Origin of the sequence: Streptomyces sp. GMY02, assembly GCF_019056675.1 — a bacterium.
Lineage (GTDB): Bacteria > Actinomycetota > Actinomycetes > Streptomycetales > Streptomycetaceae > Streptomyces > Streptomyces odonnellii.
Window position 1 is genome coordinate 8,165,282 of the sequence record NZ_CP077658.1, and the last position, 24,748, is coordinate 8,190,029.

7 protein-coding genes and 2 pseudogenes are annotated in these 24,748 nt (G+C 72.7%); 5 read left to right on the forward strand and 4 right to left on the reverse strand.

The genetic code is table 11. The features are described from left to right. Positions 1-106 precede the first annotated feature (106 nt). Positions 107-6,292, forward strand: a complete 6,186-nt coding sequence (locus KQY30_RS34595; protein ID WP_217310438.1) for a type I polyketide synthase — start codon at positions 107-109, stop codon at positions 6,290-6,292. Between the two features lie 148 nt (positions 6,293-6,440). Then, positions 6,441-7,625 carry a cytochrome P450 gene (locus KQY30_RS34600; protein WP_217310439.1) on the forward strand — a complete coding sequence of 395 codons (1,185 nt, stop codon included), beginning with the start codon at positions 6,441-6,443 and terminating at the stop codon, positions 7,623-7,625. Positions 7,626-7,824: 199 nt separating this feature from the next. Here KQY30_RS34600 and KQY30_RS34605 read toward each other — a convergent pair whose 3' ends face one another. The 4 genes from KQY30_RS34605 to KQY30_RS34620 all read right to left on the reverse strand — a co-directional run bounded on the left by KQY30_RS34605 (position 7,825) and on the right by KQY30_RS34620 (position 11,787). After that, a complete protein-coding gene (locus KQY30_RS34605) occupies positions 7,825-8,019 on the reverse strand; it encodes a ferredoxin (protein ID WP_198533712.1) in 195 nt (64 codons plus the stop codon). Between the two features lie 2 nt (positions 8,020-8,021). Further along, on the reverse strand, positions 8,022-9,212 hold the full coding sequence (locus KQY30_RS34610) for a cytochrome P450 (protein ID WP_217310440.1): 1,191 nt from the start codon (positions 9,210-9,212) through the stop codon (positions 8,022-8,024). Between the two features lie 112 nt (positions 9,213-9,324). Further along, positions 9,325-10,383: a DegT/DnrJ/EryC1/StrS aminotransferase family protein gene (locus tag KQY30_RS34615; protein ID WP_217310441.1), complete on the reverse strand. Its 1,059-nt coding sequence runs from the start codon at positions 10,381-10,383 to the stop codon at positions 9,325-9,327. A 12-nt stretch (positions 10,384-10,395) separates the two neighbouring features. Continuing rightward, positions 10,396-11,787 carry a glycosyltransferase gene (locus tag KQY30_RS34620; protein ID WP_217310442.1) on the reverse strand — a complete coding sequence of 464 codons (1,392 nt, stop codon included), beginning with the start codon at positions 11,785-11,787 and terminating at the stop codon, positions 10,396-10,398. 300 nt (positions 11,788-12,087) lie between these two features. Here KQY30_RS34620 and KQY30_RS34625 point away from each other — a divergent pair. The 3 genes and pseudogenes from KQY30_RS34625 to KQY30_RS34630 all read left to right on the forward strand — a co-directional run. Next, a pseudogene (locus KQY30_RS34625) lies at positions 12,088-15,840 on the forward strand (beta-ketoacyl synthase N-terminal-like domain-containing protein); the annotation flags it as partial. 216 nt (positions 15,841-16,056) lie between these two features. Further along, positions 16,057-16,509 (forward strand): annotated as a pseudogene (locus tag KQY30_RS36910) (phosphopantetheine-binding protein); the annotation flags it as partial. A gap of 64 nt (positions 16,510-16,573) precedes the next feature. After that, positions 16,574-24,724: a type I polyketide synthase gene (locus tag KQY30_RS34630; RefSeq protein WP_254407470.1), complete on the forward strand. Its 8,151-nt coding sequence runs from the start codon at positions 16,574-16,576 to the stop codon at positions 24,722-24,724. Positions 24,725-24,748: the final 24 nt, after the last annotated feature.

Sequence of the window (24,748 nt, forward strand, 5' to 3'; positions counted from 1 at the left end):
CCCCCGTGCGGGCCTCGGCGCCCGGACTCCGCCCCGGCCCCCGCCCCCGACCATCCCCGCCGCCGCACTCCCTTCGCACGCGATACATCCCAGGAAGGTTCGGACCATGCCGGACGAAAAGAAGCTCGTCGATTACCTGAAGTGGGTCACGGCGGATCTGCACCAGACCCGCCAACGGGCCCAAGAAGCCGAATCCGGCCGCCACGAACCCGTGGCGATCGTCGGGATGGGATGCAGGTTCCCCGGCGGGGTCCGGTCCCCGGAGGACCTGTGGGAGCTGCTCGCCTCCGGCCGCAGCGCCATCTCCGGCTTCCCCGCCGACCGCGGCTGGGACCTGGAGGCCCTCGCCGGGGACGGCCCCGGCGGCAGTGCCACCCAGGAGGGCGGCTTCGTCCACGAGGCACCGGACTTCGACCCGGGATTCTTCGGGATCTCACCGCGCGAGGCCCTCGCCACGGACCCGCAGCAGCGGCTCCTCCTCGAAGTGTCCTGGGAGGCGTTCGAGCGCGCCGGTATCGACCCCGGCGGGCTGCGCGGCAGCAGGACCGGCGTGTTCGTCGGCACCAACTCCCAGGACTACGCGCATCTCGTCCTCGCCTCGCGGGACGACATGGGCGGCTACGCGAGCAACGGTCTCGCCGCGAGCGTCCTGTCCGGCAGGCTCTCCTTCGTCCTCGGACTTGAAGGGCCCGCGGTCACGCTCGACACCGCCTGTTCGTCGTCGCTGGTGACCCTCCATCTCGCCGCGCAGGCCGTACGGAACGGCGAGTGCGCGCTGGCGCTGGCCGGCGGGGTGACCCTGATGGCCACCCCGGCGAGCTTCGCCGGGTTCAGTGTCCAGGGCGGACTCGCCGCCGACGGACGCTGCAAGGCGTTCTCCGACGCCGCCGACGGCACCGCCTGGTCCGAGGGCGTCGGCATGCTGGTGGTCGAGCGCCTCTCGGACGCCCAGCGCAACGGACACCCGGTCCTCGCGGTGCTGCGCGGCAGCGCGGTCAACCAGGACGGCGCCTCCAACGGTCTGAGCGCGCCCAACGGCCCCTCCCAGCAGCGGGTGATCCGCCAGGCCCTGGCCGGTGCCGGACTCACCCCGGCCGATGTGGACGCGGTCGAGGCGCACGGTACGGGCACCACCCTGGGCGACCCCATCGAGGCGGGCGCCCTGCTCGCCGCCTACGGCCAGGACCGCGAACCCGGCCGCCCCCTGTGGCTCGGCACGGTCAAGTCGAACATCGGGCACACCCAGGCCGCGGCCGGTGCCGCCGGCGTGATGAAGATCGTGATGGCGCTCCGCAACGGCGTCCTCCCGCCGACCCTCCATGTGGACGCGCCCTCCTCGCACGTGGACTGGTCGTCCGGTGACGTACGGCTGCTCACCAAGGCCGTGGAGTGGCCCGGGGGCGAGCGGGTGCGCCGCGCCGGAGTGTCGTCCTTCGGGATCAGCGGCACCAACGCGCATGTGATCATCGAGCAGGCCCCGCCGACGGCGCCCGAGTTGGAGGACGAGACAGCCCCACGGGTGGCGCTCACCGCCGTACCGTGGCCCGTGTCGGCCAGAAGCGCCGCGGCGCTGGATGCCCAGCTCGACCGGATCCGCTCCTTCGCCGATGCCCCGGCGGCCCCCGGCCCCCTCGACATCGGCCACTCGCTGGCCACCACCCGCTCCGCCTTCGAGCACCGCGCCGTACTCCTCGCCCACACCGACGGCGCGCCGCCCGCCGAGGCGGCCCGCGGGGTGACCGGCAAGGGCCCGCTGGCCGTCCTGTTCACCGGCCAGGGATCCCAGCGCCTCGGAATGGGCCGGGAGCTGTACGCGCGCTTCCCCGTCTTCGCGGAGGCACTGGACTCCGTACTGGCGGAGCTGGACAAGCGGTTGGACCGTCCGCTGCGCGAGGTGATCTGGGGCGACGACGAAAGCCTGCTGAACGAGACCGGGTTCACCCAGCCGGCCCTGTTCGCTGTCGAGGTGGCGCTCTTCCGGCTGGTCGGTTCGTGGGGCGTCAAGGCCGACTTCGTGGCCGGTCACTCCATCGGCGAGATCACCGCCGCCCATGTGGCCGGGGTGTTCTCCCTCGCCGACGCCTGCCGGCTGGTGGCCGCGCGGGCGAAGCTGATGCGTGCGCTGCCGGCCGGTGGCGCCATGGTGGCCGTACGTGCCACCGAGGACGAGGTGACCCCGCTGCTGACCGGCCGGGTCTCCCTCGCCGCTGTCAACGGCCCGGATTCCGTGGTGATCTCGGGAGCCGAGGACGAGGTGAACGGGGTCGCGGAGCGGCTCACGGCCCAGGGGCGCAAGACCACCCGGCTCTCGGTGAGCCATGCCTTCCACTCGCCGCTGATGGAGCCGATGCTCGACGAGTTCCGCGCCGTCGCGGCCTCCCTCGACTACCGGCGCCCGGCGGTACCCGTCGTCTCCAATCTGACCGGGGAGTTCGCCTCGCCGGACGGACTCGGCTCCGCCGACTACTGGGTACGCCATGTCCGCGAGGCCGTGCGGTTCAGTGACGGGGTACGGACGCTCGCCGCGCGCGGCGTGCAGACCTTCCTCGAACTCGGCCCGGACGGCGTGCTCTCCGCCTTCGTGGCGGAATCCCTTCAGGACCCGGCCGTCACCGCCGTGCCCGTACTGCGCAAGGACCGGCCCGAGGAGACCGCGGCCGTCACCGCGCTCGCCGGGCTGTATGTCCGGGGCGCCGCGGTCGACTGGGCGGAATTCTTCTCCGGTACGGGCGCGCGCCGGACGGATCTGCCGACGTACGCGTTCCAGCGCGAGCGGTTCTGGCCCACCCTCGCCGCCGGCAGCGGGGACGCCGCCGGGCTGGGCCTGGCCGCCACCGGGCATCCGCTGCTGGGCGCGGCCATGACGATCGCCGACTCGGACGAGACCGTACTGACCGGCAGCCTGTCCCTGCGCTCGCACCCCTGGCTCGCCCACCACCGGATCGAGGGCCGGACCGTGCTGCCCGGCACCGCCTACGCCGAACTCGCGATCCGCGCGGGCGACCAGACCGGACAGGACCGGGTGGCGGACCTCACGCTGCTCGCCCCGCTCGCACTGCCCGAACGCGGCGCGGTCACCGTACAGGTACGGGTCGGCGCGGCCGACGAACAGGGGCGGCGCCCCGTGACGGTCCACTCGCGGCCCGCCGTCGAGGAGGGCCAGGACGAGCGGCCCTGGACCGCGCACGCACGCGGGGTGCTCTCCCCGGCCGACGACGGATCCACCGCGGACGCGACGGCCTTTGACACCGGCGAGTGGCCGCCGCGCGACGCGAAGCCGGTCGCGTCGGCCGCGCTGCACGAGCGGCTCACCGCCGCCGGACTCGCCCACGGCCCCGCCTTCCAGGGCCTCACCGGACTGTGGCGGCGCGAGGACGAGGTGTTCGCCGAGGCGGCCCTGCCCGCCGAAGCCGGTGACACCGCCGGGTTCGGCATCCACCCCGCGCTGCTGGACGCCGCGCTCCGCGCCGCCGGAGCCCTGGACGCGGAGGGCGCGCCCGCCGCCCCGGTCCCGCTGGCCTGGACCGGACTGACCCTGCACGCCGGGGCGGCCACCGCGCTGCGCGTACGGATCACCCCGGCCGACGAGGACTCGGTGGCCCTGACCGCCGTCGACACGGGCGGCGCCCCCGTCCTCACCGTGGACTCGCTGCGCCTCGGCACGCTCTCCGGACAGCAGCGGCCCGAGTCCGCCGGGGGCGGCGCCGACCAGGGCACGCTCTACGCTCTCGACTGGGTGCCCGCCGCCCTCGCGGCGCCCGCCACCGGCACCCGCTGGGCGGTCGTCGGCGCCGACGAACTCGACCTCGGGTACGCCATGCACCGCGCCGACGAGACCGTCAGCGCCTACGCGGAGTCCCTGACCGGCGCGGTCGGCGACAGCGGAGTCGCGCCCGACGTCTTCCTGGTGCCCGTGGTCGGCGACCCCGCGCTCGACGGGCCCGAGGCGGTGCGGGCACTGACCGCCTCGGTACTGAGCCTGCTTCAGGAGTGGCTCGGCGAACCCCGGCTCGCGGGCTCCCGGATGGTCTTCGTCACGCGTGGTGCCGTCGCCGTCGACGGTGAGCAGATCCAGGACCTGGCCGCGGCCGCCGTATGGGGCCTCGTACGGTCCGCGCAGACCGAGAACCCGGGCAGCTTCCTCCTCGTCGACATGGACGACACGTTCCTGTCGGCCGGGGTCCTGCCCGGTCTGCTCGCCCTCGACGAGCAGCAGATGGTCGTACGTGCCAACACCGTCCGCGTCGGGCGCCTCACCAGGGCGCCCGAGAGCGACCGTGCCGCCACGGCCCCGGGCGCCCCGGCCGCCTGGAACCGCGAGGGCACCGTACTGATCACCGGTGGTACGGGCGGGCTCGGCGGACAGCTCGCCCGGCATCTCGCCGCCCGCCACGGCGTACGGCGTCTGCTGCTGGCGAGCCGTCGCGGCCCCGGCGCGCCCGGCGCGGCGGAACTCCTCGCGGACCTGGCCGAATCGGGCGCCGAGGCCTCCGCCGTCGCCTGCGACCTGGGCGATCCGGACGCGGTCGCCGCGCTGCTCGCCGCCGTGCCCGCCGCGCATCCGCTGACCGCCGTGGTGCACACCGCCGGTGTGCTGGACGACGCGATGACCGGCTCACTGACCGCCGGGGCACTGGAGCGCGTCCTGCGGCCCAAGGCCGACGCCGCCTGGTATCTGCACGAGGCCACTCGCGAACTGGATCTGTCCGCGTTCGTGCTGTACTCCTCGGTCTCCGGTGTCCTGGGCAGCCCCGGACAGGCCAACTACGCCGCCGCCAATGCCTACTTGGACGCCCTGGCCAGGCACCGCAGGGACGAGGGGCTGCCCGCGGTCTCCCTCGACTGGGGTCCCTGGGGCCGGGGCAGCGGGATGACCAGCCATGTCAGCGAGGCCGATCTGGAGCGGATGGCGCGCGGCGGCATGCCGGCCCTCGCCCTCGACGAGGGCCTGGCCCTCTTCGACGCCGCCACCGGGCACGGCGCCGAGGCGCTCGTTCCGGCCAGGATCAATGTCGCGGGGCTCCGCACCCAGCAGGCCCTGCCCGCGCTCTGGCGCGAGCTGGTACCCCGTACCCGGCGCGCCGCGTCGGCCGGTGACCGGTCGCCGGTCACCCTGCGGGAGCGGCTGCGGAATCTCGTACCCGCCGAACAGGAGAGCCTCCTCGTCGAGCTGGTCACCGGCTACACCGCCGGGCTGCTCGGTCACCGTGACGCGAGCGGGGTCGACCCCGAACGCAGCTTCCTGGAGCTGGGGTTCGACTCGCTGGTCTCCGTCTCGCTGCGCAACCAGCTCGCGGAGGCGCTCGGGCTGCGGCTGCCGACCTCGGTGGTGTTCGACAACGAGACGCCCGTCAAGCTCGCCCGGTGGCTGCACGGCGAGATCGCCGGGCAGCTCGCCCCGGTCCCCGGCCCCGGCGCGGGTTCCTCCGGCGCCTCCGCGGCGGCCCGGTCGGCCCAGGACCCGGGCGAGACCCTGGAGGGTCTCTTCCACAGCGCGGTCCAGGGCGGCAAGCTGGTCGAGGCGATGCGGATGCTGGTGGCGGTCGCCAAGACCCGGCCGACCTTCGAGACCCCGGCCGATCTGGAGGAGCTGTCGGTCCCCGTCACCCTCGCCGAGGGCCCGAGCAGCCCCCGTCTGGTCTTCGTCAGCGCGCCCGGTGCCACCGGCGGTGTCCACCAGTACGCCCGTATCGCCGCCCACTTCCGCGGCAAGCGGCATGTCTCCGCCCTGCCGCTCATGGGCTTCGCGCCCGGTGAGCTGCTGCCCGCCACCAGCGAGGCCGCGGCGCGAGTGGTGGCGGAGAGCGTCCTGCACGCCAGCGACGGCGAACCCTTCGTCCTGGCCGGCCACTCGACGGGCGGCTCGCTCGCCTATCTCGCCGCCGGGGTGCTGGAGGAGACCTGGGGGATCAGGCCCGAGGCCGTCGTCCTGCTGGACACCGCGAGCATCCGCTACCGGGTGGGCGAGGGCAACGACCTGGACAGGACCACCCAGTACTACCTCGCCGACATCGACTCGCCGTCGGTCACGCTGAACAGCGCCCGGCTGTCGGCGATGGCGCACTGGTTCATGGCCATGACCGACATCGAGACGGTGCCCACCACCGCCCCGACCCTGCTGGTGCGGTGCACCCGGTCCTTCGGCGGGTTCCTCTTCGACACCGCCTCGGTGCCCGCGGACGAGATCCGGGACATCGACGCGAACCATCTCTCCCTCGCCAAGGAACACTCCGCGCTGACCGCGCGGGCCATGGAGGAGTGGCTCGGCGCCCTCCCCGCCGGCGGCGCGTAGACCCCGGCTCCGCACCGACTCGCCGCGCCGGCTCCACCCGTACACCCCGGGGCGGCCCCCGTACCGTCGTACACGACCACGGCGGGGGCCGCCCCGGGCCCGGGCGCGGCGAGCACCCACAGGCACCCACTGTCCGAGGAGACACCCGATGACCACATCCCCCGAGCTGCCCGCCCTCACCGCACGGCCGCCGTCCGTCCTGCGGCTCAGCCCGCTGCTGCGCGACCTCCAGACCAGGAGCCCCATCTGCAAGGTGCGCACCCCCGCCGGCGACGAAGGCTGGCTGGTGACCCGGCACGCCGAACTCAAGGAACTGCTCCACGACGAGCGTCTCGGCCGCGCCCACCCCACCCCCGCCACCGCTCCCCGCTATGTGCAGAACCCTTTCCTTGACATGCTCGTCACGGACGACTTCGCGCTGGCCCACAAACTGCACACCGAGACCCGCGCGCTGCTCACCCCCAACTTCTCCGCCCGCCGTGTCCTCAACCTGATGCCCAAGGTCGAGGCCATCGCGGAAGGCGTGCTGGAGAGCTTCATCGCCCAGGGGCCGCCCGCCGATCTGCACGGCGGCTTCTCGCTGCCGTTCTCCCTGGCCGTCCTCTGCGAGCTGATCGGCATCCCCGCCGAGGACCAGGGCCTGCTGGTCATGCTGCTCTCCCGGATGGGCGGACTCGACGACCCGGCCGCCGTCCAGGGCGGACAGCAGGACCTCTTCCGCTATCTGGTGGAGCTGGCGGGCCGCAAGCGGGCCGAGCCCGGCGACGACGTCATCTCCCGGCTCTGCGAGAGCGACCCCTCCGACGAGCGCATCGGTCCCATCGCGGCCGGGGTGCTCTTCGCCGGGCTGGAGGCCGTCGCCAGCCATGTCGACCTCGGAATCATCCTGTTCACGCTCCACCCCGACCAGCGCGACGCCGCGCTGGGGGACCCGAAGATGATGGCCGGCGCCGTCGAGGAGATCCTCCGCTCGGCGAAGGGCGGCGGCTCGGTGCTGCCGCGGTACGCGGGCGAGGACGTCGAGATCGGCGGTGTGACGATACGCGCCGGGGACCTGGTGCTGCTGGACTTCACCCTCTCCAACTTCGACCGGCAGGTCTTCGACGAGCCCGAACTCTTCGACATCAACCGCTCGCCCAACCCGCATCTCACCTTCGGCCACGGGATGTGGCACTGCATCGGCGCCCCGCTGGCCCGGATGCAGCTCAGGACCGCGTACACCCTGCTCTTCACCCGTCTGCCCGAACTGCGCCTCGCGCTCCCGGTGGAGCAGCTCCAGGTGCTGGGCGGCCAGCTCTCCGCCGGTCTCACCGAACTGCCGGTCACCTGGTAGCGAGACACCTCCGGCCGGCGGGCACCTCCCGCCAGGAGGGACTCTTCCGCCAGGAGGGACTTCCTCCGGCCGACAGGGACTTCCGGAAACGCGAACGGGCCCTGCTCCCCGAGGCTTCGGGGGCAGGGCCCGTTCCGTGTTCCCGGGCGCCGTACGACGCTGTACGGCGCCCGGTGTCAGGGGCCGGTGCGGAGAACCGTCAGCTCTCCGCGACCGTGATCGCCTGCGACGGGCAGACCAGGCCGGCCTGCCGCGCCGCGTCCCTCGCCGGCTCGTCCGCCGGCTCCTCCAGCACCGTCACGATGCCGTGGTCGTCCTGGTCGAAGACATCGGGAGCCGACAGCACACACTGCCCCGCCCCCACACAGCGTTCGGTGTCCACGCTGATGCGCACCATCACTCCTCCGTCGATGACCAGCGGACGGGCAGCTCGTGCAGCCCGAACAGCACTCCGTCGTACTTCAGCCTCAGCTCCTCGACCGGCACCGCCAGCTCCAGCGTGGGGATACGGGAGAACAGCGTCCGGTACGCGATGTCCATCTCGACCCGGACCAGGTTCTGCCCGAGGCACTGGTGCACCCCGTAGCCGAACGCCACATGCGACCGGGCGGACCGCTCCGGGTCGAACTCGTCGGGCCGGTCGAAGACGGTCCCGTCGTGGTTGGCCGCGGCGACCAGCGGCACGATGCCCTCGCCCGCGGCGATGAGCTGCCCGCCGATCTCCACATCCTCGACGGCCACCCGGAACGCCACCAGATCCGCCACCGAGTAGTAGCGCAGCAGCTCCTCCACCGCGCGCTCGTCACCGATCCACCGCGGATTGCTCAGCAGTGTGACCACACCGAGCCCGATGTTGTTCGCCGTCGTCTCGTGGCCCGCGATCAGCAGCAGCATCGACACCCCGGTCAGCTCCTGCCGGGAGATGGTGCCGTCGGCCAGCAGCCGGCTGATCAGATCGTCGCCGGGCCGCCGCTGCTTGATGGTGATCAGCCGGTTGAGATAGCGCATCAGCGCCTTGGTCGCCGACTCGCGCTCCTCGTCCGTCGAGGTGAGCGTGACCAGGACCCGGGTCTTCGTCTCGAAGAAGTCGCGGTCCACATGGGGCACCCCCAGCAGATCGGAGATCACCAGGGACGGCACGGACAGCGCGAAGTCCGCGATCAGATCGGCCGTGTTCCCCGCGGCGAGCAGGGCGTCGATACGGGCGTCCACGATCTGCTGGATGGCGGGCCGCATCTCCCTGACCTTGCGGACCGTGAACTCCGGGATCAGCGTCTTGCGGAACCGGCCGTGCTCCGGCGGGTCCAGCGCCACGAACCAGCCCGGCACCTGGTCCTGCGAGGGCACCCCGCCCGTCTTCGCCGCCCGGGGAAACCCCGGATGGGACGGGTTGGAGCTGATCCTCGGATCGGTCAGCACGGTCCGTACGTCCTCGTGCCGCGTCACCAGCCAGACCGGGACCCCGCTGGGCAGCGTCGACTTGACCAGCCCCTCCGCGTGCCGGAAGTCCGCGTACTCCACTGGTGGAAAGGGCCGGCCCGGCCGCCGCAGCGGGAAGGCGACCGGGCACCTGTCGGTAGTTGTCATGTCTGGGATTCCCCTGAGGATCGGAACTGCCCGTGCTGGACTCGGAACTGCCCGTGCGGTACGGAGCCGAGCGCGTGCCGTACGGAGACGGGCGCCGTACCCCGCGCGGGCCTCACGCCGCGCCGTAGAACTTGCGGATCCTGCCGGTGATGAACTCCTGGTCCTCAGCGGTCAGTCCGGTGTGCGTCGGCAGATAGAAGCCGTCCTCGCTGAACCGGCTGGCGTTCAGCGACGGCCAGTCGGCGTCGTAGTAGCCGGGCTGCCGGCTCATCGGCTTGAAGAACAGCCGGGTCTCGACGCCCTCGGCCGCGAGGAACTCCCGCAGCTCGTCCCGGCGTTCGGCACGCACGTCGTACATCCACAGCACATCGCGCGGCGGCATCGTGATGATCCCGTCGATGCCCCGCAGCCCCTCGTCGTAGCGGCGCTCGATCTCCCGGCGCATCTCCAGGATCGTGTCGAGCCGCTCGGTCTGCGCCAGCGCCACCGCCGCCTGCATGCTGGTCATACGGAAGTTGTAGGCCAGCTTCTTGTGCAGGAAGCTGTGGTCCTTGGTGAACGCCATCGCGCGCAGATGCGCCATCTGCTCGGCGAGCCGCGGGTCCTCGGTCAGACAGATACCGCCCTCGCCGGCCGTGATGATCTTGTTGGCGAAGAGCGAGAAACACGCGATGTCGGCGACCGGCCGCACGCCGTGCGCCTCGGCGGAGTCCTCCACCACCCGGAGGTTGTACTGCAGGGCGAGATCCATGATCGCGTCCATGTCGCAGCGGCGCCCGTAGATGTGCACCGGAAGGATCACCTTGGTGCGCGGGGTGATCTTCTCCTCGATCAGCGAGACATCGATGTTGAGATCGTCCCCGCAGTCCACGAAGACCGGCGTCGCCCCCGTGTACGTCACCGCCCACGCGCTCGCGATCATCGTGAACTCGGGAACGATCACCTCGTCGCCCGGGCCGACCCCGAGCGCCCGCAGCGCCAGGGTCAGCGCCGTCGTCCCCGAGGAACAGGCGACGCCGTGCGCCACCCCGTTGTACCGGGCGAACTCCTCCTCGAACCGCCGTACATACGGTCCCTGCGACGAGATCCAGCCGTCGCTGACGGCCTCCGTCACATAGTCGAGCTCCCGCCCGCCGAGCCAGGGCCGGGAAACCGGATGGGTGAATGACATGGAATACCCCGATCAGTGGGAGGCGAGTACGGGCAGGCCGAGCAGCAGATCCGCCGCGGCGCCCCGGCCGCCCGCCGCGCGCAGCAGCTCCCCGAAGTGCTCCGCGCGCTCGCTGAAGGAACGGTCGTCGAGCACCCGGGTGAGCTTGTCGAAGACATCGTCGGGATCGACGGTCTCCGGACGGTCGAGGGTCAGGCTGACGCCGAAGTCCTGGCCGCGGACGGCCTGGTCGTCGCAGTCCACCCAGAGCGGGCGCACCACCAGCGGCTTTCCGAAGTACAGCCCCTCGTGATAGCCGTTGCCGCCGGCGTGTGTGAAGAACACCCGGACCTTCGGATGGGCGAGGACGTCGAGCTGCGAGGGAACCCAGCTCTCGATCCGCAGATTCCCGGGCAGCGAGTCCCGCGGCGGCAGCAGCTCCTGCTGCTCCTTGGGGAGTTTCCACAGCACCGAGTGGCGCCCCGCCAGCCGCCGGGTGACCTCCACCAGCGAGCCGACCTGCTCCCGCGTCAGCCGGGTGATCGTACCGAACCCCATGTACACCACCGACTCCTGCGCCGACAGCCAGTCGGACAGACCGTCGTCGTCGGGGGCCTGCGGCAGCGGCGGCACCATGGCGCCGACCAGCCTCATCTTCTCCGGCATGGGGAACGGATAGTCCAGCTCCGGCACCGAGTAGCACAGCACCATCTCGGCATGGTCGATCCGGGCCATCATCTGGCGTGCCTCGGGCGCGATCCCCAGCTCCTCGCGGATCCGGTTGTCCACCTCGACCACCTTCCGCATCGAAGGGGCCAGGAACATCCCCAGCGTCCGCAGCCGGAAGAGCTGGTTGGCCGCCCGCTGGGTGAGGCTCATCTCCAGCGGCAGGCCCGAGTGCGGCACCGGGAAGCCCGCCGGGGTGTACGACTTGGCGAACGGCACATGCGAGGTGAGGACATTGCTGGGTACGAACGGCACACCCAGCACGAACGGAATGTTCTTGGTGATCGCCAGCTCGTACCCGAACTGGCACATGCTCTCTATCACCATCAGCGCCGGCTTGACCTCGTCGACGATCGCTTCGAGCCGCCGGTACTTCTCCACCCGCGCCTCGGGCGCGAACGAATGCCTGATGACCGCGCGATGCGCCTTGAACCGGGAGCGCTGCGTCACCTCGCGGTAGGTCTCGTCGTCCCAGGTGACGGCCGACATCTCGGAGACGACCTCACCGAGTGACGCGAACTCCACGGGAGTTCCCGCTTTGCCCGCCGCCGCAATGTCGTCGCGCGCCTTTTCGTCGGCCGCGAACCACAGATCCTCCACCCCGCGCCGGGACAATTCCTCCGCCAGTACGAGCAGCGGATTGAGAAGACCGCTTTCGGCATAGCTGACAAACAGGATCGGCCGCCGGATCGAGCCCATGGACAACACCCTTCGGAAGTGGCGGTCCGATGGCTCGGCGCCACAAGTACCCACCCGGCGGGTCGCCGGGTGGCCGCGCCGCGCGATCGGGCGGGACAGTTACTTGGTCTCACACCAGGCTCCGGAGAATCCCTAGTCTTCGCCGGACCCCCGCCCACAGGACCTCACCACGGCCCCTGAATTCCTTAGGGAAAAGTACAGCCCCGCCCCCCATACGATCCGGCACGGAGAGGTGTCCGAGGCCCGACTTTCCGAGGGGTGTGCGTCGTCATGACGATCGGAGCAGACGAAGACCCGGTAGTGGTCGTCGGGATGGCATGCCGTTATCCGGGCGGAGTCCGTTCCCCGGAGGAACTGTGGGAACTCGTCCTGGCCGGCCGTGACGCGATCTCCGGATTCCCCGCCGACCGCGGCTGGGACCTGGAGGCGCTCACCGGTGAGGGACCGGGCGCGAGCGTGACCCGCGAAGGCGGATTCCTGCATGACGCCGCCGACTTCGACGCCGGGTTCTTCGGCATGTCACCGCGCGAGGCGGTCTCCACCGACCCCCAGCAGCGGCTGATCCTCGAAACGTCCTGGGAGGCGGTGGAACGGGCCGGGACCGACCCGTACAGCCTGCGCGGCACCCGTACCGGCGTCTTCGTCGGCACCAACGGGCAGGACTACGCCACCGTCACCCAGCGCTCGGCGGAGGACCTCGCGGGCCATGCCGTGACCGGCCTCTCGCCCGGTGTCGCGTCCGGGCGGCTCGCCTACACCCTCGGCCTCGAAGGACCCGCGGTCACCGTCGACACCACGTCCTCCTCGTCGCTGGTCGCGCTGCACTGGGCGGCGCGTTCGCTGCGCGCGGGGGAGTGCTCGACGGCCCTCGCCGGCGGAGTGACCGTCATGTCCACACCGGTCGGCTTCATCGGCTACTCCCGGCAGGGCGGTCTCGCGCCCGACGGCCGCTGCAAGGCTTTCTCCGACGACGCGGACGGCACCGCCTGGGCCGAGGGCGCCGGCATCGTCGTCCTGCGGCGGCTCTCCGACGCGCGGCGCGACGGGCAGCCGGTCCTCGCGGTGGTACGCGGCTCCGCCATCAACCAGGACGGCGCCTCCAACGGGCTGACCTCGCCCAGCGGTCCGGCGCAGGAGCGGGTGATCCGCCAGGCGCTGGCCGACGCGGGACTCTCCCCGGCCGAGGTGGACGCGGTCGAGGCGCACGGTACGGGTACGAAGCTGGGCGACCCCATCGAGGCGCACGCGCTGCTCGCCACCTACGGCAGGGACCGCGACCCCGGGCGCCCGCTGCGGCTCGGCTCCCTCAAGTCGAACATCGGCCACGCGCAGGCGGCGGCCGGTGTCGCCGGGGTCATCAAAATGGTGATGGCGATGCGCGAGGGCGTCCTGCCCGGAACGCTCCACGTCGGGCGGCGGACCTCGCAGGTGGACTGGTCGGACGGGGTGGAACTGCTGACCGAGGCGGCCCCCTGGCCCGGGACGGGCCGGCCGCGGCGCGCGGGAGTGTCGTCCTTCGGCATCAGCGGCACGAACGCGCACCTGATCCTGGAGCAGGCGCCGGCCGAGCCCGCAGACCCCGCGGCGGCGCCGTTCTCCGGCCCTGCGCCGGCCGCGCGGCCCGTACCGGCGCAGCGCGCGGAGTCCGATCGCGCGCGGGCCGCGAGCCCAACTCCCGCTTCGGACCGGGGCGAGGGCCCAACTCCCGCTTCAGACCGGGCCGCGAGCCGGACTCCGGCTTCGGCCCGGGCCGCGAGCCCAACTCCCGCTTCGGACCGGGGCGAGGGCCCCGCACCGGCCTCCGGCGTGGCACCGGCCTCCGGTACGGTCCCGGCCTCCGGCGCGGCCCCGGCCGAGGCCATGGCCTCTGGCTCCGCCCTCGCGCCGGATTCCGGGCCCGCCGCGGTCCCGGACCTCGCGCGGGCCCCGGGCGCGGCCCCAGTGACTGCCGTGCCCGCCGTTGTGCCCTGGCTGGTGTCGGCCAAGTCCGAGGCCGCTCTCGACGCGCAGATCGCCCGCCTCACCGACTTCGTGGCCGCCCGGCCCGGCACCGGGCCCGTCGACATCGGCTACTCGCTCGCGACCGGCCGCGCCGCCATGCGCCACCGGGCCGTCCTGCTGGCCGACGGCGACGGGGTCACCCCGGTCGCCCGGGGCGCCGCAGGCAACGGCACCACCGCCGTGCTCTTCTCCGGACAGGGCAGCCAGCGGCTGGGGATGGGGCGCGGGCTGTACGGGCGGTTCCCGGTCTTCGCGGGCGCCCTCGACACCGTACTGTCCGCGCTGGACCGCCATCTCGACGGTTCCCTGCGCGCGGTCATGTGGGGCGACGACCCCGAGCCGTTGAACCGCACCGGCTGGACCCAGCCCGCTCTCTTCGCCGTTGAAGTCGCTCTCTTCCGGCTGGTGGAGTCGCTGGGCGTACGGCCCGCCGTCGTCGGCGGCCACTCGATCGGCGAGATCGCCGCGGCCCATGTGGCGGGCGTGTTCTCGCTGGAGGACGCCTGCCGGCTGGTCGCGGCCCGCGCGAAGCTGATGCAGGCGCTGCCCTCCGGCGGCGCGATGGCCGCCGTACAGGCCGCGGAGGACGAGGTCGTCCCCCTGCTCGTGGGCCATGGGGACCAGGTGTCCGTCGCCGCCGTCAACGGCCCCGAGTCCGTCGTGGTCGCCGGCGAGGAGAGCGCCGTCCTGGAGATCGTCGCGCACTTCACGGGCCGGGGGCGCAGGACCAGCAGGCTGCCGGTGTCGCACGCCTTCCACTCGCCGCTGATGGACCCGATGCTCGCCGAGTTCCAGGCCGTGGCGGAGTCACTGACGTACCACGAGCCCGCCGTCCCGGTCGTGTCCAACGTCACCGGGGAACTGGCCACCGGACAGCTCGGCACCCCCGGTTACTGGGTACGGCATGTCCGGCAGGCCGTGCGCTTCGCCGACGGCATCCGGGCGCTGCGCGACGAGAACATCGACGTCCTGCTGGAGCTGGGCCCGGGCAGCGTTCTGTCCGCGATGGCCCAGGACGCCCTCGGCGAGGCCGCGCGCCGGATGACCGTCGTACCGGCCCTGCGCAAGGACCGTACGGAGGAAGCCGCCCTCGTCTCCACCCTGGGCCGCCTCCACACCGCCGGTGTCCCGCTCGACTGGCCCGCCTTCTTCGCGGGCACCGGAGCCCGCCGGGTGGACCTGCCGACCTATGCCTTCCAGCGCGAGCGCTACTGGCCGGCCCCGCCGCCCGGCGGCGCGGGGGCGACCGGCGCGGGCGTCACCGGACACCCGCTGCTGGGCCTCGCGCTCGAACTCCCCGCGGGCGAGGGCCTGGTGTTCACCGGCAGCGTCTCCGTCCGCACCCACCCCTGGCTCGCCCAGCACGCCGTGGCCGGACGGATCACCCTGCCCGGAACGGCCCTGGTGGAGCTGGCCGTCCGCGCGGGCGACGAGGCGGGCTGCGACCGCGTCCAGGACCTGGTCCTCGCCGAGCCGCTCGTCCTGCCCGAGCACGGCGCGGTGCGGCTGAACGTACGCCTCTCCGCGCCGGACGGCATCGGCTGGCGCACCGTCACGGTCCACTCCAGGACCGAAGGAGCCGCCCACGGCACCTGGACGCGGCACGCCAGCGGCGTACTGACCCCGGGCTACGGCGAGCCCGGACAGGGTCTGGAGAGCTGGCCGCCCGAGGGCGCCGAGCCCGTCGACCTCGAAGACCACTACGAGCGCCTCGCCGACCAGGGCTTCGACTACGGCCCCGCCTTCCGGGGACTGTGGGCGCTCTGGCGGTACGAGAACGAGCTGTACGCCGAGGCCGCGCTGCCCGCCGACATGACCGACGCGGAGGCGTACGGGCTGCACCCCGCCCTGCTGGACGCCGCCCGGCACGCCGCCATGACCGACGGCGGCACCCTGCCGGCCCGCTGGCGGGGCGTGTCCCTGCACGCCTTCGGCGCCACCGCGCTGCGGATCCGGCTCACCCCGGGCCACGACGGGGCGTTCGCGCTGAAGGCCTTCGACGTCTCCGGGGCACCGGTGCTCACCGCCGAGGAACTGCGTGTACGGCCGCTCAGCCCGGAGGAGACCGCAGCCGCCCCTCGCGGAACCCGCGAGGTCCGGGCCGCCCAGGACTCCCGCGGCCGGACGCCGGCCGCGGAAACGAGGACCGTACGGCCGCCCGCGGCCAGGCCAGGCGCGGCCGGCACCGGAACGCCCACGCTCATCGGGCTGCTGGCGGAGATGCCCGAGGCCAGGCGGGCCCGCCATCTGCTCGATCTCGTACGGACCGAAGCCGCGGCCGTCCTCGGCCATGGCACCCCGGACGCGGTCGGCCCCCATCACGCCTTCAAGGAAATGGGCTTCGACTCGCTGGCCGGGGTCGAACTCCGCGACCGGCTGGGCGCCCTCACCGGCCGCGACTTCCCCAGCACGCTCGTTTTCAACTTCCCGACCCCGTTCCTGGTCGCCGGCCATCTCGCCGCGGTCCTCACCGAACCCGTCACCGCCGCGACGGGTTCCGCGGACGACGAACTCACCCGGTTCGAGTCCGTCATCCAGTCGGTGCCGGCGGACGGTTTCGAACGCCAGGTGATAGCCGACCGCCTGGAGAAAATCATCTCCTCGCTGCGGCGGTCCACGCCCTTCGCCTCAGCGGAAACGGAAACAACCGCCGAGGACATCGAGACGGTGTCGGTCGACCGCCTGCTCGACATCATCGATGAAGAGTTCGAAACCACTTAGAGAATCACTGAGATCCGCTGCTTTCGTTTGTGACCCGACGCGACCCGATGACGAGGACGGACCGGTGCCAGAAGACCAGCAGGAAAAAGTCGTCGATTACCTGAGGCGGGTCACTTCCGATCTCCGCCGCGCGCGCCAGCGCATAGGAGAACTGGAACTCAAGAACAACGAACCCATCGCACTCGTGGGAATGAGCTGCCGCCTCCCCGGCGGAGTCCGCTCCCCGGAGGCCCTGTGGGATCTGGTCGAATCCGGTGGCGACGCCATATCCGGATTCCCCGGCGACCGCGGCTGGAATCTGGAGCGGCTCACCGGCGACGGCGAAGGAAGCAGCGCCACCCACGAAGGCGGCTTTCTCTACGAGGCGGCGGAATTCGACGCCGGATTCTTCGGCATCTCCCCGCGCGAGGCGCTCGCGATGGACCCCCAGCAGCGCATGCTCCTGGAAGTGTCCTGGGAGGCGCTGGAGCGCGCCGGAATCGCCCCCACCTCCCTGCGCGGCAGCCAGACCGGAGTCTTCGTCGGCGCCTACCACTGGGGCCAGCCGTCGGCCGCTGCGGCCGGCGAACTCCAGGGGCACGCACTGACCGGCACCGCCGCCAGCGTGCTGTCCGGGCGGCTCGCCTACACCCTCGGTCTCGAAGGCCCCGCCATCACGGTCGACACCGCCTGCTCCTCCTCGCTGGTGGCGCTGCATGTGGCGGCCCAGTCGCTGCGCAACGGCGAGTCCTCGCTCGCCGTGATCGGCGGTGTCACCGTACTGAGCGAACCCTCCGTCTTCGTCGAGTTCAGCAAGCAGGGCGGTCTCGCCCCCGACGGCCGCTGCAAGGCGTTCTCGGACGACGCCGACGGCACGGGCTGGGGCGAGGGCGTCGGCGTACTCGTCGCGGAACGCCTCTCCGACGCACGGCGCAACGGGCATCGGATCCTGGCGGTGCTGCGCGGCAGCGCGGTCAACCAGGACGGCGCCTCCAATGGGCTGACCGCGCCCAACGGCCCCTCCCAGGAGCGGGTGATCCGCCAGGTCCTGACGACGGCCGGGCTGTCTCCCGCCGATGTGGACGCGGTGGAGGCGCACGGTACGGGTACGAGACTCGGCGACCCGATCGAGGCGCAGGCGCTGCTGGCGACCTATGGCCGGGACCGGGATCCGGAGCGTCCGCTGTGGCTGGGGTCGCTGAAGTCCAACATCGGGCACACGCAGGCCGCCGCCGGTGTGGCCGGTGTGATCAAGATGGTGATGGCGCTGCGGAACGGTGTTCTGCCGCAGACTTTGCATGCGGAGGTTCCGTCGTCGCATGTGGACTGGTCGTCGGGTGCGGTGCGGCTGTTGTCGGAGGCGGTGGAGTGGCCTGATACGGGCCGTCCGCGCCGGTGTGCCGTTTCGTCCTTCGGCATCAGCGGCACCAATTCCCACGCGGTACTGGAACAGGCCCCCGCCGACCAGGAGTCCGGGGCCGAAGAAGTGCCGGAGCCGGGTGTCCCGGCTGCGGGGCCGGTGCCCTGGGTGGTGTCCGGGCGCGGCGCGTCCGCGCTCCGGGACCAGGCCGAGGCACTCGTCTCATGGCTGGGGACCGCGCCGCGGCCCCGGCCCGCCGACACCGGGCTCTCGCTCGTCTCGACCCGCGCGCTCTTCGAGCACCGCGCGGTCGCGGTCGGCACGGACCATGACGAACTCCGCACCGCGGTCGAGGCGTTGGCAGCAGGACGCTCCTCGGCCGAGCTGACCGAAGGGGTCGCCGATGTCGAGGGCAAGACGGTGTTCGTCTTCCCCGGGCAGGGTTCGCAGTGGGCGGGCATGGGTGCCCGACTCCTCGACGAATCACCGGTGTTCGCGGCACGGATCGCCGAATGCGCCGAGGCGCTCGGCGAGTTCGTGGACTGGTCGCTGGTGGACGTATTGCGCGGGGCCGAGGGTGCTCCGACGCTGGAGCGGGTCGATGTGGTGCAGCCGGCGTCGTTCGCGGTGATGGTGTCGCTCGCGGCGGTGTGGCGCTCGTACGGTGTCGAGCCCGATGCCGTGGTGGGCCACTCGCAGGGCGAGATCGCCGCGGCCGTGGTCTCGGGCGCGCTGTCCCTGGAGGACGGTGCGCGGGTGGTGGCGCTGCGGAGCCAGGCGATCGGGCGCCGGCTGGCAGGGCGTGGCGGGATGATGTCGGTTCCGCTGCCGGTGGCCGAGGCCGAGAGCAGGCTGGAGGCCTGGTCCGGCCGGATCTCGATCGCCGCTGTGAACGGCCCGCGTTCGGCGGTGGTCTCGGGTGAACCGGAGGCCCTGGACGAGCTGTTCGCGGAGCTGACCGCTCAGGAGGTACGGGTCCGGCGCATCGCCGTCGATTACGCGTCGCACTCGGCGCAGGTCGAGGATCTGCGGGACGAGCTTCTCGATGTGCTCGGCCCGGTGCGTCCTCGTGCGTCGCAGGTGCCGTTCTTCTCCACGATGACCGGTGGGTGGCTGGACACCGAGGAGATGGACGGCGGCTACTGGTTCCGCAATCTGCGGCAGCGCGTCCTCTTCGCCGACGCCGTGACCGAACTCCTCGCCGCCGAGCACCGCGCCTTCATCGAGATCAGCTCGCACCCCGTACTGGCCATGCCCGTACAGGACATGATCGAGGAGTACGGCGAACCGGCCGTCGTCGCGGGCACCTTGCGGCGCGACCGGGGCGGGCTCGCCCGCTTCCTGCTCTCCGCGGCCGAGGTCTTCGTACGCGGCGTCGAGGTCGACTGGGCCCCGGTGTTCGCGGGTACGGACGCCCGCCGGGTGGATCTGCCCACGTACGCCTTCCAGCGCGAGCGCTTCTGGAACCTCCCCTCCGTCGCCGACGAGACCGTCGCGGCCGATCCGCTGGACGAGGAGTTCTGGGCGGCGGTCGAGCAGGAGGACCTCCCCGCGCTGACCTCGGCGCTCGGTACCGACGAGCATTCGGTGGCGGCGGTGCTGCCCGCGCTGTCGTCCTGGCGCAGGTCGCGCAAGGACCGTACGACCGTCGACTCCTGGCGCTATCGCGTCACCTGGTCCCCGCTGGGCCATGTCCCGCCGGCACGGCTGACCGGCACCTGGCTGGTGGTGTCCGCCGAGGGCACCGACGACAGCGAGACCGTGGCCGCGCTGGGCGGCCGGGGCGCCGAGGTACGGCGGCTCGTCCTCGACGAGGCGTGTGTGGAGCGGGAGGCGCTCACCGGGCGGCTGGCCGGTCTCGACGGGATCACCGGCATCGTGTCGGTGCTCGCCACGGCCGAGGAGCCGGGCGAGCGCTACCCGGGTCTCGCGCTCGGTCTGGCCCTGACCGTCTCTCTCGTCCAGGCGCTGGGCGACGCAGAAGTGGACGCGCCGCTCTGGTTCCTGACCCGGGGCGCGTTCTCTACCGGCCGCTCCGACGAGATCACCTCGCCCGTTCAGGCCCAGGTCGCCGGAGTGGGCTGGACGGCCGCGCTGGAACACCCGCAGCGCTGGGGCGGTGTCGTCGACCTGCCCGGGACCCTGGACGACCGCGCCGCCGGTCGGCTCGCCTCGGTCCTGGCCGGGGCCGCCGGCGAGGAGGACCAGCTCGCCATCCGCTCCTCCGGGGTGCTCACCCGCCGTGTCGTCCGCGCCGGATCCGGCGGCGCGGGCCCCTCCCGTACCTGGACCCCGCGCGGCACCACCCTCGTCACCGGCGGTTCCGGGACGCTCGCCCCCGATCTCGCGCGCTGGCTCGCCGCACAGGGCGCCGGACACGTGGTGCTGGCCAGCCGCCGGGGCATGGACGCGCCGGGCGCGGCCGAACTCGTCGCGGAACTCGCCGAGTCGGGCACCGAAGCCGTCGCCGTCGCCTGCGATGTGACCGACCGGGACGCGGTCGCCGCGCTGCTGGCAGGACTCAAGGCCGAAGGCCGTACCGTACGGACCGTCATCCACACGGCCGCCGTCATCGAGCTGTACACCCTGGCCGAGACCACGATGGAGTCCTTCTCCGACGTCGTGCACGCCAAGGTCGCCGGCGCCCGCCATCTCGACGAGCTGCTCGACAACGACGAACTGGACGACTTCATCCTCTACTCGTCCACGGCTGGCATGTGGGGCAGCGGCCACCACGCGGCCTATGTGGCGGGCAACGCCTATCTCGCCGCGCTCGCCGTCGACCGCCGCGCCCGCGGGCTGCGCGCCACCTCGGTGCACTGGGGCAAGTGGCCCGACGACATCGAGCGCGAGCTGGCCGACCCGCACCACATCCGCCGCAGCGGACTGCGCTACCTGGACCCGAAGCTCGCGCTCAACGGCCTGCGGAAGGTCCTGGACGACGACGAGACCGTCATCGGCCTGACCGACATCGACTGGGACACGTACCACGCCGTCTTCACCGCGGGCCGCCCCACCCGTCTCTTCGACGAGGTGCCCGAGGTGGCGCGCAGGCTCGCCGAGAACGAGGAACGCGCCACCGCCCGGCCGGAGACCAGCGATCTCGCCGCGCGGTTGCGCGACCTGGCCGCCCCCGAGCAGGAGCGCCTTCTGCTGACGCTGGTCCGTACGGAGGCGGCGGCCGTCCTCGGCCATGCCTCGGCCGAGGCGTTCCCCGAGCGGCGCGCCTTCCGCGACATCGGCTTCGACTCGGTCACCGCCGTGGATCTGCGCAACCGCATCGTGTCCGCCACCGGACTGCCGCTGCCGTCGACCATGGTCTTCGACTACCCCAACGCCGTCGCGCTGGCCGGCTTCCTGAAGTCGGCGGCCCTGGGCGGCGACCGTACGGACACGGCCCCGGCACGGTCGGCGGCGGCCGGTGCGGCCGGCATCGACGACGATCCGATCGCCATCATCGGCATGAGCTGCCGCTACCCCGGCGGCGCGGACACGCCCGAGGAGCTGATGCGGCTCGCTCTGGACGGCGCCGACGTGATCTCCGAGTTCCCCGCCGACCGCGGCTGGGACGGGGCGGGCATCTACGACCCGGACCCGGACCGGCAGGGCAGGACGTACTCGCTCCAGGGCGGATTCCTGCACGAGGCCGCGGAGTTCGACCCCGGCTTCTTCGGGATCTCGCCGCGCGAGGCGGTCGCCATGGACCCGCAGCAGCGGCTGCTGCTGGAGACGTCCTGGGAGGCCTTCGAGCGCGCCGGGATCGAACTGGACTCCCTGCGCGGCAGCGCGGCCGGCACCTTCTTCGGCGCCAGCTACCAGGACTACTCGTCGAGTGTGCAGAACGGCACCGAGGGGTCCGAGGTGCACATGGTCACGGGCACGGCGGCCAGTGTGCTGTCCGGGCGGGTGTCGTACCTCTTCGGGTTCGAGGGCCCGGCGGTCACCGTCGACACCGCGTGCTCGTCCTCGCTCGTCGCGATGCATCTCGCCTGCCAGTCGCTGCGCAGCGGTGAGAGTTCCCTGGCCCTCGCGGGCGGCGCGGCCGTGATGGCGACCCCGCATGCCTTCGTGGGCTTCAGCAGGCAGCGGGCCCTCGCGCTCGACGGCCGCTGCAAGCCATTCTCCGAGGCCGCCGACGGGATGACCCTGGCCGAGGGGGTCGGCGTGGTGCTGCTGGAGCGGCTCTCGGACGCGCGGCGCAACGGACACCGGGTCCTCGCGGTCGTACGGGGCTCGGCGATGAACCAGGACGGCGCGTCCAACGGCCTCACCGCCCCCAACGGGCCCTCCCAGCAGCGGGTCATCCGCCAGGCCCTCGCCAACGCCGGTCTGACGTCCGCCGATGTGGACGCGGTGGAGGCGCACGGTACGGGCACGAAGCTGGGTGACCCGATCGAGGCGCAGGCGCTGCTGGCGACGTACGGCCGTGACCGGGATCCGGAGCGTCCGCTGTGGCTGGGATCGCTGAAGTCCAACATCGGGCACACGCAGGCCGCCGCCGGTGTGGCCGGTGTGATCAAGATGGTCATGGCCATGCGCGAGGGCGTCCTGCCCAGGACACTCCACACCGACACTCCGTCGTCGCACGTGGACTGGTCGGCGGGCGCGGTGGAGCTGCTGCGCGAGCAGGCCGAGTGGCCGGACACGGGCCGCCCGAGGCGCGCCGGAGTGTCGTCCTTCGGGATCAGCGGCACCAACGCGCATTTGATCCTGGAACAGGCCCCCGAGCCTGACGAGACCGGGACCGAGACCGCTCAAGCGACCGCGGACGCCACGGACATCACGGACGCAACGGAGGAAGCGGGCGTGGTGCCCTGGCTGATCTCCGCCAAGTCCGCGGCGGCCCTGCGTGAGCAGGCGGCCCGGCTGCTCGCCCGCGCCGACGCCGACCCCGCGCTGTCCCCCGCGCGTGTCGGCTGGTCGCTGGCGACCACCCGGTGCGCCTTCGACCACCGCGCGGTGGTCCTCGGCGAGAGCCGGGACGACCTGCTGCGCTCCCTCGACGCCGTCGTCACCGCGGGCAGCGCGCCCGGTGTGGTGAGCGGCGCCGTCGGCGAGGGCTCCGCGCGGCCGGTGTTCGTCTTCCCCGGCCAGGGCTCCCAGTGGTGGGGCATGGGCCGCGAACTCCTCGGCTCCTCCGAGGTGTTCAGGGAGTCCGTCGACGCCTGCGCCGCCGCCCTCGCCCCGTACACCGACTGGTCCCTGCACGAGGTGCTGGCCGGTGAGGGCGACCCCGCGCTGCTCGAACGGGTCGACGTCGTCCAGCCCGCGCTCTTCTCGATGATGGTGGCGCTGTCCGCGCTCTGGCGCTCGTACGGTGTCGAGCCCGCGGCGGTCGTCGGACACTCCCAGGGCGAGATCGCCGCCGCCCATGTGGCGGGCGCCCTGACCCTGGAGGACGCCGCCGCCGTGGTCGCCCTGCGCAGTCAGGCGCTGCCCAGGCTGTCCGGCCTCGGCGGGATGATGTCGGTGGCCGCGCCGGTCGACAAGGTCGCCGCACTGCTGGAGCCCTGGGCCGAGCAGCTCTCCGTGGCGGCCGTCAACGGCCCCTCCTCGGTGATCGTCTCCGGTGACACGGCGGCGCTCGACGAACTGCTCGCCGTCTGCGAGGAACAGGGAGTCCGGGCCCGCAAGGTGTCCGTGGACTACGCCTCGCACGGCGCGCACGTCGAAGCCGTACGCGACGAACTGGCCCGGGTCCTCGCCCCGGTCACGTCCTCCGCTCCGCGGGTGCCGTTCTACTCGACGGTCACCGGCGGCCGGGTGGAGGACGCGGTCTTCGACGGCGCCTACTGGTACACGAACCTCCGGCAGACCGTACGGATGGAGGAGGCCACCCGGGCGCTGCTGGCCGACGGGCACCGGGTCTTCATCGAGCTGAGCCCGCATCCCGTACTGGCCGCGCCCATCCAGGAGACCCAGGAGAGCCAGGAGACGGCGGCCGGAGCGGTGGTCCTCGGATCGCTGCGCAGGGACGAGGGCGGTCTCAGGCGCTTCCTGACCTCCCTGGCCGAGGCCCATGTCCACGGCACACCCGTCGACTGGCGCACCGCCTTCCCCGAGGGCGGTCACGAACCGGTCGAGCTGCCGACGTACGCATTCCAGCGGCGCCGGTACTGGCCCGAGCCCGCGGCCGGAACGGACAGCACAGGCTCCGGGACCGGCGTGGGCTCCGGCGGCGAGGCCGACGCGGCGTTCTGGCGGCTCGTCGAGAGCCAGGACCTGGAGTCCCTCGCCGGTGAACTCGGCGTCGACGCCCATGGCGAACTGTCCTCGCTGGGCGCGGTCCTGCCCACCCTCTCCGCCTGGCGGGCCAAGGCGCGCGAACGCACCACCGTCAACGCGTGGCGCTACCGCGTCGACTGGACCCGGCTGCCCGACCCCGGCACCACCGCGCGCCCCGCCGGCCGCTGGCTCGCGGTCGTGCCGGCAGGCCACGACGCCGACGACCCCTGGGCCGCCGCCGCGCTCGCCGCGCTCGGCCCCGACACCGTACGGTTCGAGGCGGACCCCGCCGCCGACCGGGCGGCCTGGGCCAAGCGGCTGGCCGAACTGGGCGCCGAAGAAGGGGAGTTCACCGGCGTACTGGCCCTGCTGGCCCCGGCCGAGGAACGGCACACCGCCTTCGGCTCGGTGCCCGTGGGCCTGGCCCTCACCCTCACCCTCGTCCAGGCGCTCGGTGACGCCGGGCTGCGCGCCCCCTGTGGTGCGCCACCCGCGGCGCCGTCTCCGTGGGCCACGACGACCGGCTCGCCCACCCGGTGCAGGGAGCACTGTGGGGCCTCGGCCGGGTCGTCGCCCTGGAACACCCGGACCGCTGGGGCGGTCTTGTCGACCTCCCCGAGACCCCCGACGCCAGGGCCTGCGCCAGGCTGATCTCCGTACTGGCCGGCCCGGACG